This is a genomic window from Actinotignum urematis (assembly GCF_051264595.1).
GTDB lineage: Bacteria > Actinomycetota > Actinomycetes > Actinomycetales > Actinomycetaceae > Actinotignum > Actinotignum timonense_A.
Map to the genome: position 1 here is coordinate 1 of NZ_JBOZBG010000007.1, position 17,096 is coordinate 17,096.

Here is a 17,096-nt window from a genome sequence, read left to right on the forward strand (position 1 = left end):
GTCTTGTTTCACGGTAGTCATTCTGGTTTATCTCCTAGGTGGTTTTCACCCTCACACACAAACCATTAGACACTCTCGGCCGCAACCCTATTTGCTCATAGGTGGCAGCAGCGTGACCACTACGAAGAACTCTCCTACCGAAAGCTCGGGATCTTAGGGGTGGGTGGACTGGTGGTAACCGTGGTTTTCATCGCCTGCCGGCAGCTTTATATTCTGCCCTGGGGGCATCAGCTTGCGTTGGTATCGGGAGCATTATCCATTCCGGCATTGGGCTATTACCTTGCGCTCGCTTTCCAGCGGCGCACGATTTTCGCGAAGCTCAGTGCGCGCTTGCATAAGGTTGCGCTGGTTGCTCTCGGATTAGTTTTTGTTACGAGTTACTCGGCCGCGCTTTTCAGTAGCGCCGTCGCCCTCCAAAATAACTGGATTACGCGCGAGATTGCCGGTGAAGATAGTTATCTGCAAGTAGCCTATGCCTCGAAAGCCTCGGTGGTGAGCCTAAAGTCGCGTTTCCCGGAGATCGCGTCCCAGACAAGCATTTTTGGTGAACCTGAAAATGGGGAACGAATGTACCGTTTGGTGACCTTGGACGGTGCGGATTGCCTCGATATTGGTGAGCGCTTGGATAAATGTAACCGGATCGATATGGACGGTGTTTTCCTCGCTTCCGGAAATATGAAAGACCGCGAATTTGTCAATCACGCGCCGGCGCATATGGTCAGCCCGGACGGAAAAGTGGTTGTCGTCGAATTCAGTGCATCTGACCCAACGGTCACCAATATGTGGGTTGTGGATAACGTTATTCCAGACGAGAAGCTGAGTAACAACGTTTTCCGCGGGCTTATTTTGGCGCCCGATGATCCGGTAGTCGGTCAAATGGGACTCACGGATCCCAGCCTTTTCCGCATCACGATTTTTGGCTTTGGTGAGCTATCTGATGACATTCGGGACGGTGTCCGTTCAACGATTTTGACCCAGGCGCCTTTCGCTTTTGTTACCGATCCGGATGCGCCGGAGGACAGGCAGCTGCGAGCAGAGGCGATAACCCGGGTTCTTGTAGCACTCCTTACAGCGGGAATCGTGCTTTGCAGTATGACGATTGCTATTGTCTCTGATCAAGCAATTGAGCGGCGTTTGATTGACTTGGGCGGAGGCGGTATCCGTGCCCGAGTCAGGCTTATCGCTCCGCTATTGGGATCCTATGTTGTGACGGTGGCGGCAGCTGGGGTCATGGGCAGGCTGGTGGTTATGGATCGATTGCCATTCACTCCTGCTATTGTGCACCACGATTATGGCTTGCTGTGGATAGTTGTATTGGTCAGTATCCTCTTCGCGCTGCCCGCGCTGCATTGGGCTGTGCGGAAGCCTGATCCGGTACGGAAGGGGTAGCCCGGCGGCGTAGCGCTCGTTGCGCGAGACGTGTGGTCTCGTGCGCATTCGTGGATGCCCGCGCCGCCGGGCCGGGGAGTTACCGCTCGGAGCTGAGCCTATCTGCGCGGCTGAGGGCGTAGCGGGCTAGCGCCGTCGTCGTTCCAACCCAGAGAAGCGCGTACACGATATCCGCAGCCGCCGGTGCGCGCATCCACTGCACGTGATACGTGAGCGGGTTGCAGCGCGCGATGAGCTGGAGGTACGTGGGCGCGGAGCTGAGCTCGTAGAACAGCGGGGCGGAGAGGACCACCGGCAGCGTGGTGAAGGTGGCGAGCATATCGCGTGCCGCGTAGCTATTCACCAGGGCGCCTACCGCCGCGCCGAGGCTCACCCAGCCCCACACAACGAGGAGTGCGATGAACGTTCCCGAAAGGAGCGCGGTGCCGTTTACGCTGGTTCCGCCCGCAAACGAGAGGCCCAGGTAGGCGAGGGAGACCGCGGCGACTTGCACGAGGAACACCAGGGAAATCACCGCGAAAATCGACGCAAGGTAGGTCCACACTTTCCCGCCCTGCATCATGAAAATCGCGTAGACGCCCCACTTTCTGTCATTGGCGACGTCGGAAGAGGCGTAGCCGAAAGCGCGGAACGTGAGCAGGCAGACTATGCCCGTGAAGGCGTAGCTGAGGTAGCTCCCGCTGTGCGCGGTGCCGAGCATTCCGGAAATGCCGACAACTAGAAAAACGAAATAGGCCAACGGCTCGACGATGCGACCGAGGTAGACGCCGCGCCAATTCCACAGGGAAGCAATATGGTACTTAGTGAGAATAAGTGATTTTTTCATGGGAGCGGGGTTCCTTCTTCGTATGCTTTGAGGGCTGCCCAGAGGTCGGTGCTGCCGGGGCGGTACGCCATGAACCTCGCGGCCGGCATATCGGCAATAATGCGACCGCCGCGCAGAGCGATAACGCGGGTGCAGTACTCGGAAAACTTCGAGGTTTCGTGCGTGCTGACCAGCACGGTTCGCCCTTCCTCCACCCGGGAGCGCAGGTAGCCGAACACGGTGTCGATGCCGGCGGGATCCAGGCCGGTGGTTGGCTCGTCCAGAATCATGAGACTGGGGTGGCCGATAATCGCGCGGGCGATTTGGGTGCGACGCAATTCCCCACCGGAGAGAGTCTCCGCGGTGCGGTCAAGGAGCTGCGAGAGGCCCAGAACCTCCGCAACGCCCTCAATATCGGCGCGGCGATGCCAGCGGCCCACTCGCAGATCGAGACCCAAAAGAATATTCTGGGTGACCGTGAGGGACCAGTCGATAATTTCGCGCTGCGGGCACCAGCCGATAGCGCTTTCAGCCACCGAATTGGTGACCGTGCCTCGGGTGGGCTTGATGAGCCCACCAAGAATATCGAAGAGCGTGGATTTTCCCGCTCCGTTATGGCCGATAACGGCAACCAGCTCGCCCGGGTGCAGGGCAAGATTCACGCCGGTCAGGGCCGGTGTTGATTTCTTTGGGTAGATTTTTTCTACCCCGATAGCTTCAAGGATAGGGGTATCCATGAACGCTTACCTCCAAAATATGCAAAGACTGCCATAGGGAATGTGCATACCGGAGAGGCCGAGTCCGCAGAGCGCACGGCACCGGGAGCAAGTGGCGCCGAGCGTGACAATAGCGGTGCTCGATAATGAGGCGCTGGGATACCAGGAATACCGGGGATATGAGGAGTACCCGGGTGTCGGTAATGCCCGAAAAATCGCGCACGCTAGGAATAAAGGTGCCCAAACGGAGCGTCTCGGTTAGTTACCGAGACGCCGTGTGTTACTGGAGCGCGGCCTCGCCGGAAGGGGAAGGCTTAGCGTCGGGCACGTACCACGGATACTCCGTTTTCTATCAGTTGTTTATGATGCTTTCGTTAAGTGTAGCTTGCTTAGCCCACTGAGGTGCTTTGGCCTGGATTCTAAATCGGAGTGCAACATCTTTTACGATTGCTGGTGTCCAGCCGAACCTGTTAGCCCCGCGGAACCCGTTAACCCGCCGCGTCTACCAGAGCCTTTTCCAGCTCAATCGTATTGGTGATTGCGGTGAGCGGCTGGTAGCCGGTGCTCGCGGTGCCGTTGATAATAATCGCGGGGGTGCCGCGCAGGCCGAGGGTTTCCAGCCCCAAGGATTCCTGGGCGGCAATGAAGCTGGTGGTTTCCGCGCTGTCACGCGCAGCCCGGAAAGCTTCCACGTCCAAGCCCAGCTGGGTGGCGTAAGCATCAAGGTTTTCATCGGAGAACATCGACGGTGCTTTGTCAGGGTCGTGACCCGCGGCAGCTGCGCCGTCGAAAAGAAGAGAAGAATACTCCCAGAACTTGCCTTGCAATCCGGCCGCGTGCGCGGCGGCGGCTGCGCGGTCACTGGACACGGTGTCCTTGAAGATCGGGACCTGCACGTACGCGAGGTAAATATCGCCCTTCTTGGCCAGCTCCAGGAGCTGCGGCACGGATTCGGCGTGGAGTTTATTGCAGAAACTGCAGGCGTAATCGGAGTAGATCGTCACGTGCACGGGGGCCTTCGGGTCCCCGGCGGTTTGCCCGGAGGCAGTTTCTAGCTGCGGCAGGGCCTGGAGCTGGGTGCGAATCTCATCGGGCTGGGTGGGAATGTAATCCTGCCCGGCCACCCAACCGCGGTCCGTGGCGAGCTGGGTGTAGCGCGTCTCGATGGGGCCGGGCGTGGTGTTCAGCCCGCCCTGCCCCGGAGCGTCTTGCCCTGCGCCGGGTTTGGCCGGCGCGGTGGCGGTTGCGGTGGGATGCGGCGCGGCGCTGCCCCCGAAACGCCCGTTGGACGAACCGAGGGTAAGCAGCACCGCGAAAACCACCAGGGCAATAATCGCCAGCACGGTGATCATCACCCAGAATCCGCGGCTGCTGGGATGCTGTTCTTCTTCCCCAGCAGGCGCGGGAGGTGTGGAAGGCGGCCACGCCGGGGCGGCGCCGGTACCAGCGCCCGTGCCAGAAGCTGAGCCGGCTCCAGAAACCGGGCCAGTACCAGCGCCCGCGGCTGCACCGACGCTCGGATCCGGGCCCACGCCCGCACCCGAACCCGCCGCTGCGGGCGTACCGTACTGACCCTGGAACCCAGATTGGCCGCGATCCACGGAGTCAGGAGTTCCCTGGCTCATTATTCCTCCACCCAGCGCTCAATCGTGCGCACGAAATGTTCCGCATCTTCATCAGCGAAGATATCAAAGACCACCAGATTCACATTCGAGCGCGGATTCTGGTGCAGCCACTGCGCCACGGTATCCAGCGCGATCCGCGTGGCTTCCGCGAAGGGGAAATGCGAATGACCGGTGGCCAGCGAGCAGAAGGACACCGAAGTAATATCGCCCTTTTCTGACGCCAGGTCGAGGCAGCGAGTGTAGCAGCTGGCCAGCGCCGCACGATCCGCATCCGTGACCTCACCTTCCACCGTGGGCGGCAGGGTGTGGAGCACGTAGCGCGCCGGCAGGCGATACCCGCGAGTGAGCGCCGCTTCGCCCGGTTCCAGTTCGCGATCCGACATCGAGTACAGCGTGGCGCAATCATTGCGCAGCCACGGGCCGGCCTGGCCGTGAATGGCCTGGTCGATGGAGGGCTTATTGTAATCGCGGTAGCCCAGCAGATTGGGGCGCGCCCCGTTGACCACCGCGTCCACCACGAGTTCCCGCGCATCCCCGCGCCAAATCACGGTCTTATCCCGGGCCGGGTATTCGGATTCGGGCATCATGTCAGAAATACGAGCCAGGTGGCGGGCCTCGGTGCGCCCCAGGTAGCCGGACAGCCGGTATAGCAGCACGTCAATCGCGCGCGAGACCTCCTCGCTGACTTCTTCAGGATCGCGCTGGATGAGGCGGTGGTTGAGTTCGGTGAAGAGCTCCCGGTCGGTCATTTTCGCCAGGTTGCCTTCCAGGCCGCCGAAGGCAATCTCAAAAAGTTCCCGGTCGGTGCGCTTCGAGGCGGCGGGCGCGGGCCACTCGTCGTCGAGCTTCAGGGCGTCGCGATATTCAGCTAGGTTGAGCATTATTCTCCTTATTCTGGGTCCGAACAGGGTTCCCTAGTACAAGGGTACCGGGCAGAAACGGTTTTCGTGCGCGTATGCACAGGGCCCGTGGCCGCGTGCGCCCGCGCCCGCCCCTGTGGATAACTTCGCGGTATCCCCGGGGAATGCGTGGCCGCGCCGCCCGGCACGCTAACCTAAAGCTATGACAACCTGGTTAACAACCGCTGAATTGGCCGAACGTTGCGGCACGGATACCTTCACTACCCTCGCCGCCCTCGAACTTTTAGGTTTGGCCGACGGCGCCGCGCCCTCGCCGCTCGCTTCCCGCCACGGTTTAGCTGATGTGGGGCGCGAAAGCGGGGCGCTGTGGCACGCGGATTCTGAGCGCTTGCTGCGCGCGGTTGTGGATACCGATGCGAGCGGCACCGGCGCTGCGGAGCCTGTGGATAACGAGGTGCAGGGCGTGTTGCCGCTCGCGGGCGTGGGTGAAGAGGTTGAGGGGTACGACGACGCCGCAGCCAGCCCCGCTCCGGCCCAGCCGGCCGGTGGCGGTAGCCCGGTCGGCAGCCCCCGCCCGGGTTTTGCCGCGGTGCTCGCCACCGATGGGGCGTGCTCGGGTAATCCGGGGCCGGGCGGCTGGGCCTGGGTGGAGCAGCTCAGCGGGGCGCGGAACAGTGGAGGCGCGGCCCGCACCACGAATAATATTATGGAGCTGACGGCGCTCATCGAGGGTTTGGAATATGTGGCGGCTCAGCACGGACCCCAGGCTCCGCTGCTTATTCGTGCTGATTCGCAATACGTCATTAATGTGATGACGAAGTGGGCGCGCGGTTGGCGTGCGAAGGGCTGGAAGAAGGCGGACGGCAAACCGGTGAAGAACCGTGATCTCGTCGAGCGCCTCCTTAATCTTTACGAAGCCCGCACCGGCCGCACCGAAGTGGAGTGGGTCAAGGGCCACGCCGGCGACGCCGCCAACGAGCTGGTCGACTCCCTCGCCGTCGCCCGCTCCCGCGAATTCTCCCGCCGCGGCTGACCGCGCGTAGTTCCGTTCGGAAGCCGGAAAACCGGCAGCGGAGAAAGCTACTCAACCGCCCGCGACCTGCTCAAAGCTCCTAGATTCTGACTAGAATCCACAGGGGCTTGCGTTTCCTTAATGATCTGGTAGGGTTATTCCACCAAGACCGGTACCGCTGCTCCTCGGAGTAGTCCAGGGCCGGTCCTCGTTTTCTCCGCTGGGCACGGGGTGTTTTTCCGAAGTGTACTGCAAATGTCGTACATGCGAAGTACATCTCTGACAACACGTGCCCCCTCCCCAGGTGCTGGTGTGACTGCTGAGGTTTGTGAGGTCCCCACTCTCTTCCGTCCACTAACGTGGCGGGGTCCGCGGTGGCCGGCGGCTGCGCCGTCGTACCTCACGCCCGCGCCCACCAACCGCCCGCGCGCAACAACCCCCGCATCTCCAGTAGAATCCCTCCATGACTATCGGCCCGATTGCGAAGAAGATCCCTACCGAACGTACTTTCCACGGCGACACCTACGTCGATAACTACGAGTGGCTGCGCGATAAATCCGATCCGGATGTCCGCGCGCTCCTCGACGCTGAAAACGCCTATTTCCGGGAGCAAACCGCGGGGCTTGGCGATCTACGCGATAACCTAGTGGCCGAATTCAAGGCGCGCACCAAGGAAGCCGACCGCGCCCTGCCCTACCGCGTGGGGGATTGGTGGTACTACCGGCGCACTTTCCAGGACCGGCAGTACCCGGCGATGTTCCGCACCCCCGCGCGCGGCGCCGCCCGCCCGGACCTCAACACGTCTTTCCCGGAATTCCCGGTTTGGGACGGCAACGAACTCGCCCTCGGGGAAGAATTCTTCCTCTGCGGCGGCTTCATGCCCTCCCCGGACGGCAAGCTCGGCGCGATGAGCGTGGATTTCACCGGCGATGAGCATTTCACCCTGCGCATTTTCGATATCGAAACCGGCCAGATCGTGGACGATTCGGTGCGCAATATCGGCTACGGCCTGGCCTGGATGGCCGATTCCAGCGCGGTGGCCTATTCCCGCGTGGACGATTCGTGGCGCCAGTGGCAGGTCAACCTCCACCGCATCGGCGATTTCAACGACACGATCCTCTTCCAGGAAAACGACGAGCGCTTCTCCGTCGATCACGAACAATCCCGCAACGGCAAGTGGATTATTATCCGCTCCGCCTCGGTGACCTCCTCGGATGTGCGGTTTATTTCCACGGAGAATATCGAGCAGCGCGTCAAGATCCTCGACCGCCGCGAGGGCTTGGAATACACCGCCGAACCGGCCGGCGACCAGGTCCTCATCGTCCACAACGCCAACCGCCCCGATTTCGAGGTCGCTTCCGCGCCACTGCGCACCTCCACCCCGGAAGAATGGGACCCCATTTTCGTGCCCGAGGAAGGCGAGCGCGTCGATTACGTGGAGGCTTACGCCGGCCACGCCGTCATCTCGATGCGCTCCGAAGGCCAAACGCAGCTGCGGGTCATGCGCCGGGAACGTCCACTTTCTGCCGCCAGCGCCATCGGTTCGACGCCGCCCTTAGCGGTCACCTCCGATTCCGGGACCGTTTCCGGGAACGACGACGCCGCCACCGTGGCGCCCGCCCAACCGGCCGCGGAAACGCCGGCCGCACCGGCTACCAATCACGGCTGGTCCACCCCGGTGGCCATCCCCACCGGCGAGGGCAGCTTCGTGGAAACCTACCCGGAGGGCAATTGGTTCACCTCCCGGGTGGTGTTCACCGAGCAGTCCATTCTGGAACCGCCCACCCAAAAGGCCTTCGACCCGCTCACTGGCGATATTGAAGTCCTGCGCACCCTCGACATCCCGGGCTACGACCCCTCGCTCTACACCCAGGACGCGGTGTGGGTGACCGCCCGCGATGGCGTGGAAATCCCGCTCACGGTGGTGCGCCGCGCCGATATACACCCGGACGGCACCAACCCCGGCTACCTCTACGGTTACGGCAGTTACGAAGTGTCCAACGAGCCCTATTTCTCGATTTACCGCCTGAGTTTGCTGGATCGCGGCGTCGTTATCGGGTGGTCGCATATCCGCGGCGGCGGTGAACTGGGGCGCCAGTGGTACGACGACGGAAAACTCCTCCGCAAGAAAAACACATTTAACGATTTCGTGGATTCGGCACGGTGGCTTATCGACTCCGGCTGGGTGGCACCTGACCGGCTCGTGGCCGAAGGCGGGAGCGCCGGCGGCCTGCTCATCGGCGCGGCGATCAACCAGGCCCCGGAGCTATTCCGGGCCGTGCATGCCGCGGTGCCTTTCGTGGATGCGCTGACCACCATCCTCAAGCCGGAACTCCCGCTCACGGTGGGCGAGTGGGAAGAATGGGGCAACCCGGTGGCTTCCCCGGAGGTGTACGCCTATATGAAGGAGTACAGCCCGGTGGAGAATGTACGCGAAGGGGTGGAGTACCCGGCGGTGCTGGCTACCACGTCCCTCAACGATATTCGGGTGCTGTACGTGGAGCCCACCAAGTGGGTCCAGGTGCTGCGCGAGAAAACGAAGCCCAACCCGGAGCGCCCCATCCTGGAGCGCATCGAGATGGTGGCCGGGCACGCCGGGAAAACCGGGCGCTACGACGCCTGGCGCGAGCGTGCCGAGGAAGTGGCGTGGATGCTGGACCAAGTGGGCGCCACCGAGGTGTACTAAGCGCGCGTACGGCCCGGTCAGTTCCGGCAACGGCCGGGCCACGTTGCCGCGCGCCGCACGGCCGCGCCGGCTAGCTAATCCCGGCTTCCGCCAGCGCCGCGGACCACGAACCAAAGCGCTGGCGGATGGCGGCCCCGGAGGGGTAGGTGCCCTGGTTGCCCGAATCGGCCAGCCACTCTACGTACCCGTTGTAGCTGACGGTTTTGCCGTTCCGCCGCGCCGCGATGGCGTGGCTGCGCAGCGCATCCACGTAGTCCTCCCGGTCAAATTTCAAGGCCCCGCGCTTGCGTCCGTTGCTCACCGCCAGGCCAACCGCCTGGAGTGCCTCGTTCCAATATCCGGAGAAACGCTTAATGACGGTTTGTGAAGTGGGCGGCCAGGTCAGTTTCCCGCGCCCGGATTCCGCTCCCGCAAGTTCCGTGACGGCCAGGCGTTCGGCGTCGTACTGCTTTGCTGTGAGGGTGAGGTGCGGGTCGGCCGCAATCGCGCCCTGGGCCCGGGCAATGCAGGCGAGCACCTCCTCCACGTCCAACTCAGAATCTTCGAGCGCTGTGCGCACATCCGCAACCATATCCGCGTCAAGCGAGGCGGCGGGCGCCGCGGCGTCGTCGCCCTCAGGGGTGTGGACACGGCCGAAAATGTAGAGAATCGCGGCTTCGAGCGCGAGGTGGGAGAAACGCGGCGTGAGGCGGCGGGCGCGCGAGCCACCCGCGGAGGTGCCGAGCCACGGCGTGATTTCCGCGAGGCGCGCGAGCGTGGCCGTGACCGCGCGGGCGGAGAGGTCGGCGGCTTCGTCGATGCCGATGTGGTAGTCGATCCCGGCCTGCGGGCCGCACAGGTCGGAGGCGGAACGAATCGTGAGGAAGGGAATTCCCGCGAGCGCGGCGGTGTGCGCGGCGGCGGTCGATTCCATATCGGTGAGGAGCGCATCGGGGAAGCGGGTGCGGGTGTCTTCCACGTTCGCGGCCGTGACGAAGGCATCGGAGGAGAGGATTTCGCCGCGCCGGATGTTCTCGGGGACGGCGGCGAGCAGGGTGGCATCGCCTTCGAAGAATTCGGGGGCGCCGGGGACCTGCCCGGGTGCGTATCCGAAGACGGTTGCGTCCGCGCGGCCGTAACGGTAGCGGGTTCCGGCGACGACGTCGCCCACCCGGATATCAGCAGCCAGGCCACCGGCGGACCCGGCCGAGATAATGACTTCGGGGCGGTAGCGGAAGAGTGCCCAGCCGAGCGCGCAGGCGGTGGCGACCAGGCCCACACCGGTGCGCATGCAGAGAATCGGGCCGAGGGCGGTGGGCACGTTCACACCGGATGCCCCGCGCAGTTCGGTGGGGAAGATGGGCTGGAGGGATTCGGCGGTGGCCGGGGTGGTGGCGTAGAAAGGTTCGGCGCGCAGGGCGGCGAGGACCGGCACGATTTCTTCGTCTTGAGCTGCGATAATGAGGGCGCGTGCCCGGGTCTTGCCGGGGGCGAGGGAGCGGGTGCGGGTAGGGCTCACTTGGCCATCACCTGTTCCCAGGTTTCGCGCCCGGCGAGCATGGCGGCTACCGCTTCCTGGGCGGCTTTGAGGTTGTGGTTGGCGCCCCAACCGCATTGGACTTCGTTCGCGGCCGGGACTTCGGTGGCGGCCAGGATATCGCGGAAGGTTTGTTCCACCAGGTCGCAGGTGGCGGGCACGTCCGGTTCGGCGGCCAGCAGCAGGTAGAAGCCGGTTTGGCAGCCCATCGGGGAGAAATCGACCACGGCGTCGCTGTGATTGCGGGAGTATTCGGCGAAGGAATGCTCGATGGAGTGGATAACCGGCATGGTCAGGTGTTCTTTATTGGGCTGGCAGAAGCGGATGTCGTATTTGGTGAGGACGTCCCCGTGCGGCAGGTGTTTGATATCGGCAACCCGCACGTAAGGTGCGGAAACTTTCCGGTGGTCGAGGTTGAAGGACTCGACGTTCATATGCGGCACGGCTCTTCCCTTCTTTGGAACGCGATATGTGTGGGCCGGGGTGCGGGCCCGGTTGTGCTGGGCCCGCGCGGTTCGGCTGGGCCTGGCGAGGCCTGGCGAGGCCTCGCTGGGCTCTGCTGGGCCTGGCGAGGCGCGCTGGGCTTTGCTGGCCTGGCCGGGTCCGCCCGGCGTATTACAAACAACGGCTATTGTATCTAGCTTTAACAAGTGCGGTGAAGCGGTCTCAGATTCCCAGGAAAATTCCAGCCTTGGTGCATGGTATTTTAGGGAACCTCGGGTTATATAGAACATGTCAGCGGAAAGCAACGGGAGGCGTGGACCCGTTCCGCTGCCGGGAGACTGGTTATCTCCTGGGGACAGGCTCAGTCGCAGCCAAGATGAACCCGGATGGTTCCCATTTCATCCGCTGTTCTAGCGCGAGAGTCTTCAGAAGGCCGGGGGAGCGTGGACCCCCGGCCTTCGCCATGTCTGCTGCGGGCTGGCTCAGTCCGGAAGGATAACGCGAACGCGGGCGCTGGCCGGATTACGTTCCACTTCGGGGAAGAGCGCAAGGGCATCACGCACCATATCCGGAATATCCTCCGGGTTTTGACTTTGGGTAAAGAGCCCGGGAACTTCGTCCACCTCGACTACCCACCAGCCGTCCTCGAGGGTAGCGCGTGCAGTGTATGTACTCATGATTCGTTCTCCGCAGCAACGATTTCCTTCAGCCGCGCCTCACCGGCCGGGTTGCCCTCCAACACCAGGTAGGAATCGAAACGCTTGGTCGGGGTCTCGGGGACCAGCTGCGCGGCCTCGCGCCGGTTGCCGCCCAAAATGGCGAACTCATTTCCATCCAGCGCACACAGAATATCGGTGGCCGCGGCCGGCTTGGTTTCCGCGGGCTCCCCGATCCAGTAGGAGCGCCCGCGCTCGCCACTCGCAGCTTGCGCATCGCCCGCCGCCGCATCCGCCCGGTTATCCGCAATAAACGAGGCGTAAGGGAAGTACGTGATCGAGTCCGGCCCGCGCAGCGAACACCCGGCGATCCGAGTATCCGCCGTGAACACACGCCCGGCGAGCTCGCCGGGCATTCCAGCCTCCCGCGCCTTCTCTGCTGTTGCCAGCGCTTCCAGCTCGGCGTTTTTCGGTTGCACGACGACGCTGCCATCGGCCAGCGTGTACTCGACCTGATCCTGGACCCACTCGTTTCCGTTCCACGTGAAACGTCCGCGTACGCTGGCCTGCCCGCCAAAACTATCCAGCGGCGCCCAGCTCAGGGAGATCTGGTCCGCCTGCATATCCACCACGTCGATTCGGGGAGCATGCGCGCTGCCGTGCCGGTAATCCTCGGGCATGATCTGGGCGACGGGCCGGTTGGCGCCGTCGTACCACGCGAAGGTGACCGACGGAGTTTCCGGCGCAGCTTCGGCATCGGCGCTGCGGATACTGCTCGTAAAAATCACGCCGCGCACGGGCACCCCGCCCAGGGTGGTGGCGCCCAGATCATCCATGCGGATTTCGAAGAGGTTTGTGCTCGGGGTGGCGCCGGCGCCTCCCGCGGTGACGGGCGTGCGCGCGGGGGTGCCGCGCTCGGTGTCGTAGAGGAGTGCGGTGCCCTTGGTGAAAGGCACGGTGACCTGGGCGGGTTCTTTGCCAGGGTAAGTGCCATCGCCGTCGCGCACCGCCCGTGCCAGGTAATCGGGGAGGGCGAGTTCCGAACTGGCCAGCGCCGCGAACTCGGGTGCGGGAGCAGCGGTGGCGGGCGCGGCGCTCGCGGCAGGCGCGCTGGAATCGGGTGACGCGGCCGAACCGCCAGAATTCGTGCACCCGGCGAGCGTGAGCGCGAAGGCGCTCGCGAGGGCCAGGGCTGCGGGAGTGAATCGTTTCATGGGTTCTCCTTCGCGGATCGGCGGGCGGCGCCCGCGTGTGCAACGCTGCACAGCTGTTATTCTACGGGTAGATAGCACGCATGTACCCGGGGGTGCGCAATGAAAACAATGACGTCTTCAGAGTCGCTGGCGAACTACGCGGAGGTTCTGCGATCCGCGGTAGACGACCGCGAACCGGTGATCATCACCCGCAGCGGCCAGCCGTCCGTGGTGATCCTCGCGCTGGACGAGTACACCTCCCTGCGCGAAACGGTCTACCCCATGCGTTCGCCGCGCAATGCTCGGCGCTTGCTTGATGCGATGGAACAAATTGAGGCGGGCGGGGGAACCGACCATCCACTGTGCGAGGTTGCCAAGTAGTTTCGCGCCGTTTCCCACGCGCCGGTTTCGCTCCAGTTCCCGCGCCGCAGCCTCGTCGCAACCGCGCTCACTCCACCTCAAAATCCCCAACCTTCACCGTGGCCTCCCCGGACGAACACGAATTCATCTTCTCCCCGTGGGAAACGGAATACACGCTGGTGCCCGTGTACCCCACCGCAAGATCGAGACCCGACACCGTCCTCTCCGGGCACAGCGCGCCGGGATTAATAGCGTCCACCTCCATGGCGATCCGCTCGCCCGGCTCCAGCACCACATCCGCTCCGGTCGCGCTGGTCGCCGGCGCCGGCTCGGTAAACATATTCCCGTTGGCGCTGATGGGCGTCACCTCGAGCTGCGCCGGAATGAAGCACGGCACCCGGCCGGTATTTTCCACCCGCAGCACGTAATACCGATGCCCGGCGCCGCCGTCCTGATACTCCAGCGTGGTCGCCATTTCCGCCGGCGCGCAGCGCGAGGGTGAATCCGCGCTCGCGGTTTCTGCGGGTGCGTTCGCGGGTGCGCTCGCGGCGTTCGGTGGCGCGGATTGCGTGGCGCTGCCCGAACACGCGCCGAAGAGTAACGCCGCGGCGCAGGCCACGGGCACAAGCGCGAAACGTTTCATGGTTACCTCCTTCATGCAGGCGTGCGTACCCGCGTGGTTATTGGTACGACGACGCCGCAGCAGCGGGGCGCCACCCGGCCCACGAGCGAACCTGCACCACCGCCAGTCTACGGCGTTCTAGTAACCTGCGCCACAAAATGTGGTGGTTGGGGTGAGGTTGGCATGGGCCAGAAGGCCCGACCGCTAGTTAAAGGAATAATAATGCGGGTATATGTAAATAATAGCAATTAACCAATAATCCGCTTATTTGCGGGCTTGTGGGTGCGGAATGGCGAAAATGCGGTGGCATTCCCGAGAAAATCCCAGAAAATTCCAAGCCGAATCTGGCTTTTCTGCCATTAACTGTTCCCCGTAAAATCGTGGCCCAGGCAAAGGGTGCCACTCTCACCTAGATGTATATTCCTTGAAAGGATAACGATGAGGTCCCAGACTCACCGCGTCGTCGCTACCGCTCTCACCGCTGGGGTAGCCGTTGCACTTGTTCCGGCCGGCGCAGCGCAGGCCCAGCCGGTTTCCGGAGCGGGCGAGGTGCCCGTTGCCGATGCCGCGCGTCCCGTGCTGAGCGTGGAGGAAGCCGAGCGCAATGTGGTCACGGCGCAGGTGGAAGTCCAGAATCGCCAGGCGGAACTCGATCAGGCCACCAAGAAGAATTCCGCCGCGCAGGATGACCTCAAGAAGGCGGAAAATGCGGCGGCCACCGCTGCTACTGCTACTCAGGAAGCCGAAGGAAAACTTGGCGCTGCGCAGAAAGAACGCGATGCCGCGCAGCGGGCTGTCGATGAGGTAAAAGAAGAGGGCCAGGCTGCTAAGAACCAATTGCAGGAAGCCAGCGCTCAGGCGCAGGATTCTGCCAAGCGCGCCGATGCCGCGAAAACCAAGCATGACGAAGCCGCCGCCGAGCTGGAGCGCGCAACGGAGAAACTCAGCGAGCAGCAGAAGCTGGCGCAGGAAAAGGCCGCGGAGTTGGAGGCCGCCAATCAAGCCTTGACGAAGGCTGAGGAAGCCGAAGCTGCTGCTAAGGCTGTAGAGAAGCGCCTGGGCGAGGAAGTCCAGCAGCTGACAGAAGCAGAAAAAGCCGCACAGGCTAGGCTGGCCGAAGCGCAGGAGAAACTGAGCAAGGCCGAAGCCGAGCGCGACGAGGCGCTCAAGCAGGACAAGGCCAAGGTTGATGCAGAAATCGGCGCGGTAGCCGCGGCCAAGAAGCTCGCTGAGGAGAAGGCTGCGGAGCGGGATGCCGCTCAGCAAGAAATGGAACGCACCCAGAAAGAGCATGCAGCCGCTGAGTCGAAGTTGCAGGAAGCCGAGAAAACTCAGGCGGAAGCCGAAGCTGCAGCTGAAAAGGCGAAGCAGGAAGAAGCTCGGCTGGCTACCGAACTTGAAGCGTTACAGCAAGAGTCAGCGCAGAAGGTCTCAGCTGCGGAGAAACTCAAGGCTCCTATGGATAATGCGAAAAAGGAGCTTGATAACGCCCAAAAGGAAGTAGCGGCGAAACAGCAGGAAATAAAACAGGTTGAGTTCGCGTTGCGAACCGCTCCGGATAACATAAAAGACTCCCTGAATAAGCGTCTTGCAGAACACCGCAAAGATCTCGTTACACTGCAAGCGCAGGTGGCCGAAAAGCAGAAGAGCTACACCGAAGCGAAGCAAAAATATGATGCTATGGCTGCTCAGCGCGATGAGGCTCTCGCCAAGCAAGAGGAGAAGCGAGAGGAACGCGTTAGTGCTGTCGGTGAACTCGATAAGGCTAAGCAAAAGCTAAAGGACGCTCAGAAGTCGGCTACAGATCTCACTGCGGAAGTAGCGCGCAAAAAGGAGGCGGTTGCTCAGGCGAAAACTGCCGCGCAGCAGGCGGATACCGCTGCTAAGCAGGCGACTACGAATCTGCAAAATGCTCAGCAAAAATTGACTGAGGCAAACGCCGCGGCAGAGAAAATCAAGGCCGCACAGGATGAGAAGGTGACGGCCGCGCAAGGTACACATGATGCTGAGCGCGATAAGCACGCGGAAGCCGCGAAAAAGCTCGCTGACGTCAAGGGCCAGGTAGACGGGCTAAAGCAGGGCTGGGCTGATGCGGAAAAGAAGCTCGCCGCGGCGAAAGCTGATGTGAGCGCCGCGAGCGAAGCGGCTCTCCAGGCAACGAAGGATATGCGTGCCGCGGAGATGAAGCTGGAAGCCGCACGGGAAGCTGAGAAGGAAACCGCTCGCAACCTGGATAGTGCGAAGAAGGCTGCCGCCCAGCAGCAAGCTCAGCTGGATAGTTTGATCGCCGCGGCTCAGAAGTACGACGAGCGCGTGGCGCACTTGCAGCAGGCTGCCGAGGCGGCGCGGCTCGCCGGTGAAAAAGCAGAGCAGGCCCGGGCCGCGCATGAGAAAGCAACCCAGGCCGTCACTGCGGCGAGCGAAGCAGCGCAGCAAGCGCAGTCCGCGCAGGCCGAAGCGAAGAAGAAGCTTGGCGCGGCGACGGTCGCCCTGCATGCCGCCGAGCAGCAACTCACCTTGGCTCGCCAGCAGGCCCCGGCACCGAAGCCCGATGTGCCAAAGCCGGACGCGCCCAAGCCCGATGTGCCGGGTGTGAAGCCGGCTCCGCAGCCGGAACAACCGCAACAGCCCGATCAGCCGGAAACAAAGCCGGGTACGCCCGAGATCAAACCGGATGTACCCACTCCGAGGCCGGATGCTCCGAAACCCGGCACTCCTGAGGTGAAGCCCGGCCAACCCGAGGTGAAACCCGAGATCAAGCCCGGCGTGAAGCCGGAGACCAAGCCCGATACCAAGCCGAGCACACCGGCGCAGCCCGGATCTCCCACGGCTCCGGCTGCGAAGCCCGCTGCACCTTCGGCACAGCCGCAGGCCCCTGCTGCCCCGGCCGCGCGCCCGGACACTTCAGCGCGCGCCCAGGCACCCGCCAAACCGGCCCTGGCCGCTTCCGGCAGCGAGGCACTCGGTTCCATCGGCGCGGCGACCCTCCTGCTGCTGGCCGGTGGGGCGGTGGTCATGGGCCGCTCGCGTGCCCTGCACGCCGCGAAATAACCGCAAAAAGCCGAAATAACACAGCGCCGCGCGCAACCGAAGGAGCGCTGCCTCGCACTGGCAGACACGGGGCAGCGCTCCTGAGGAAATTCCAGAAAAATCCAAGCCCGATCCGGATTTTCTGCTCTTAACTAGTCCCGTACGTCCTCAATCTGGCCCGC

14 protein-coding genes are annotated in these 17,096 nt (G+C 63.0%); 5 read left to right on the forward strand and 9 right to left on the reverse strand.

The window, feature by feature from the left end; all coding sequences use genetic code 11:
* Nucleotides 1-159: 159 nt before the first annotated feature.
* The gene (locus tag ACRQDJ_RS04665; RefSeq protein WP_435717836.1) at nt 160-1,389 is read left to right on the forward strand and encodes a hypothetical protein; all 1,230 of its coding nucleotides are present in this window, start codon (nt 160-162) and stop codon (nt 1,387-1,389) included.
* 79 nt (nt 1,390-1,468) lie between these two features.
* Here ACRQDJ_RS04665 and ACRQDJ_RS04670 read toward each other — a convergent pair whose 3' ends face one another.
* The 4 genes from ACRQDJ_RS04670 to ACRQDJ_RS04685 all read right to left on the reverse strand — a co-directional run bounded on the left by ACRQDJ_RS04670 (nt 1,469) and on the right by ACRQDJ_RS04685 (nt 5,416).
* Nucleotides 1,469-2,215: an ABC transporter permease gene (locus ACRQDJ_RS04670; protein WP_284897551.1), complete on the reverse strand. Its 747-nt coding sequence runs from the start codon at nt 2,213-2,215 to the stop codon at nt 1,469-1,471.
* Nucleotides 2,212-2,931, reverse strand: coding sequence for an ABC transporter ATP-binding protein (locus tag ACRQDJ_RS04675; RefSeq protein ID WP_284897552.1), 720 nt, complete (start codon nt 2,929-2,931; stop codon nt 2,212-2,214). Before ACRQDJ_RS04675 ends, ACRQDJ_RS04670 begins: the two co-directional genes overlap by 4 nt.
* 467 nt (nt 2,932-3,398) lie before the next feature.
* Nucleotides 3,399-4,535, reverse strand: a complete 1,137-nt coding sequence (locus ACRQDJ_RS04680; protein ID WP_435717837.1) for a DsbA family protein — start codon at nt 4,533-4,535, stop codon at nt 3,399-3,401.
* Nucleotides 4,535-5,416, reverse strand: a complete 882-nt coding sequence (locus ACRQDJ_RS04685; RefSeq protein WP_284903893.1) for a macro domain-containing protein — start codon at nt 5,414-5,416, stop codon at nt 4,535-4,537. Before ACRQDJ_RS04685 ends, ACRQDJ_RS04680 begins: the two co-directional genes overlap by 1 nt.
* A 181-nt stretch (nt 5,417-5,597) precedes the next feature.
* Here ACRQDJ_RS04685 and ACRQDJ_RS04690 point away from each other — a divergent pair, with 181 nt between their 5' ends.
* Nucleotides 5,598-6,428 (forward strand): ribonuclease H family protein, encoded by an 831-nt coding sequence (locus tag ACRQDJ_RS04690; RefSeq protein WP_284903891.1) that lies wholly within the window; start codon nt 5,598-5,600, stop codon nt 6,426-6,428.
* Nucleotides 6,429-6,870: 442 nt separating this feature from the next.
* Nucleotides 6,871-9,093, forward strand: a complete 2,223-nt coding sequence (locus ACRQDJ_RS04695) for a S9 family peptidase (protein ID WP_284903889.1) — start codon at nt 6,871-6,873, stop codon at nt 9,091-9,093.
* Nucleotides 9,094-9,163: 70 nt separating this feature from the next.
* Here the strand turns inward: ACRQDJ_RS04695 and mtnN are convergent, their stop codons facing one another.
* The 4 genes from mtnN to ACRQDJ_RS04715 all read right to left on the reverse strand — a co-directional run bounded on the left by mtnN (nt 9,164) and on the right by ACRQDJ_RS04715 (nt 12,923).
* Nucleotides 9,164-10,591 (reverse strand): 5'-methylthioadenosine/S-adenosylhomocysteine nucleosidase, encoded by a 1,428-nt coding sequence (gene mtnN / locus ACRQDJ_RS04700; RefSeq protein ID WP_284903887.1) that lies wholly within the window; start codon nt 10,589-10,591, stop codon nt 9,164-9,166.
* Nucleotides 10,588-11,043: an S-ribosylhomocysteine lyase gene (locus ACRQDJ_RS04705; RefSeq protein ID WP_434736383.1), complete on the reverse strand. Its 456-nt coding sequence runs from the start codon at nt 11,041-11,043 to the stop codon at nt 10,588-10,590. The genes mtnN and ACRQDJ_RS04705 overlap by 4 nt, the downstream gene beginning before the upstream one ends.
* A 492-nt stretch (nt 11,044-11,535) precedes the next feature.
* Complete coding sequence (locus tag ACRQDJ_RS04710) at nt 11,536-11,730, reverse strand: type II toxin-antitoxin system HicB family antitoxin (protein WP_284903883.1); 195 nt, start codon at nt 11,728-11,730, stop codon at nt 11,536-11,538.
* Complete coding sequence (locus ACRQDJ_RS04715) at nt 11,727-12,923, reverse strand: hypothetical protein (RefSeq protein ID WP_435717838.1); 1,197 nt, start codon at nt 12,921-12,923, stop codon at nt 11,727-11,729. Before ACRQDJ_RS04715 ends, ACRQDJ_RS04710 begins: the two co-directional genes overlap by 4 nt.
* Before the next feature lie 108 nt (nt 12,924-13,031).
* Between ACRQDJ_RS04715 and ACRQDJ_RS04720 the strand changes: the two genes are divergently transcribed.
* The gene (locus ACRQDJ_RS04720) at nt 13,032-13,283 is read left to right on the forward strand and encodes a type II toxin-antitoxin system Phd/YefM family antitoxin (RefSeq protein WP_350309592.1); all 252 of its coding nucleotides are present in this window, start codon (nt 13,032-13,034) and stop codon (nt 13,281-13,283) included.
* A 67-nt stretch (nt 13,284-13,350) separates the two neighbouring features.
* Here the strand turns inward: ACRQDJ_RS04720 and ACRQDJ_RS04725 are convergent, their stop codons facing one another.
* On the reverse strand, nt 13,351-13,905 hold the full coding sequence (locus ACRQDJ_RS04725; RefSeq protein WP_284903877.1) for a DUF4232 domain-containing protein: 555 nt from the start codon (nt 13,903-13,905) through the stop codon (nt 13,351-13,353).
* 417 nt (nt 13,906-14,322) lie between these two features.
* On the opposite strand from ACRQDJ_RS04725, the gene ACRQDJ_RS04730 reads away from it, so the two are divergent.
* Nucleotides 14,323-16,935, forward strand: a complete 2,613-nt coding sequence (locus tag ACRQDJ_RS04730) for a hypothetical protein (protein WP_435717839.1) — start codon at nt 14,323-14,325, stop codon at nt 16,933-16,935.
* The last annotated feature ends 161 nt before the right edge of the window (nt 16,936-17,096 follow it).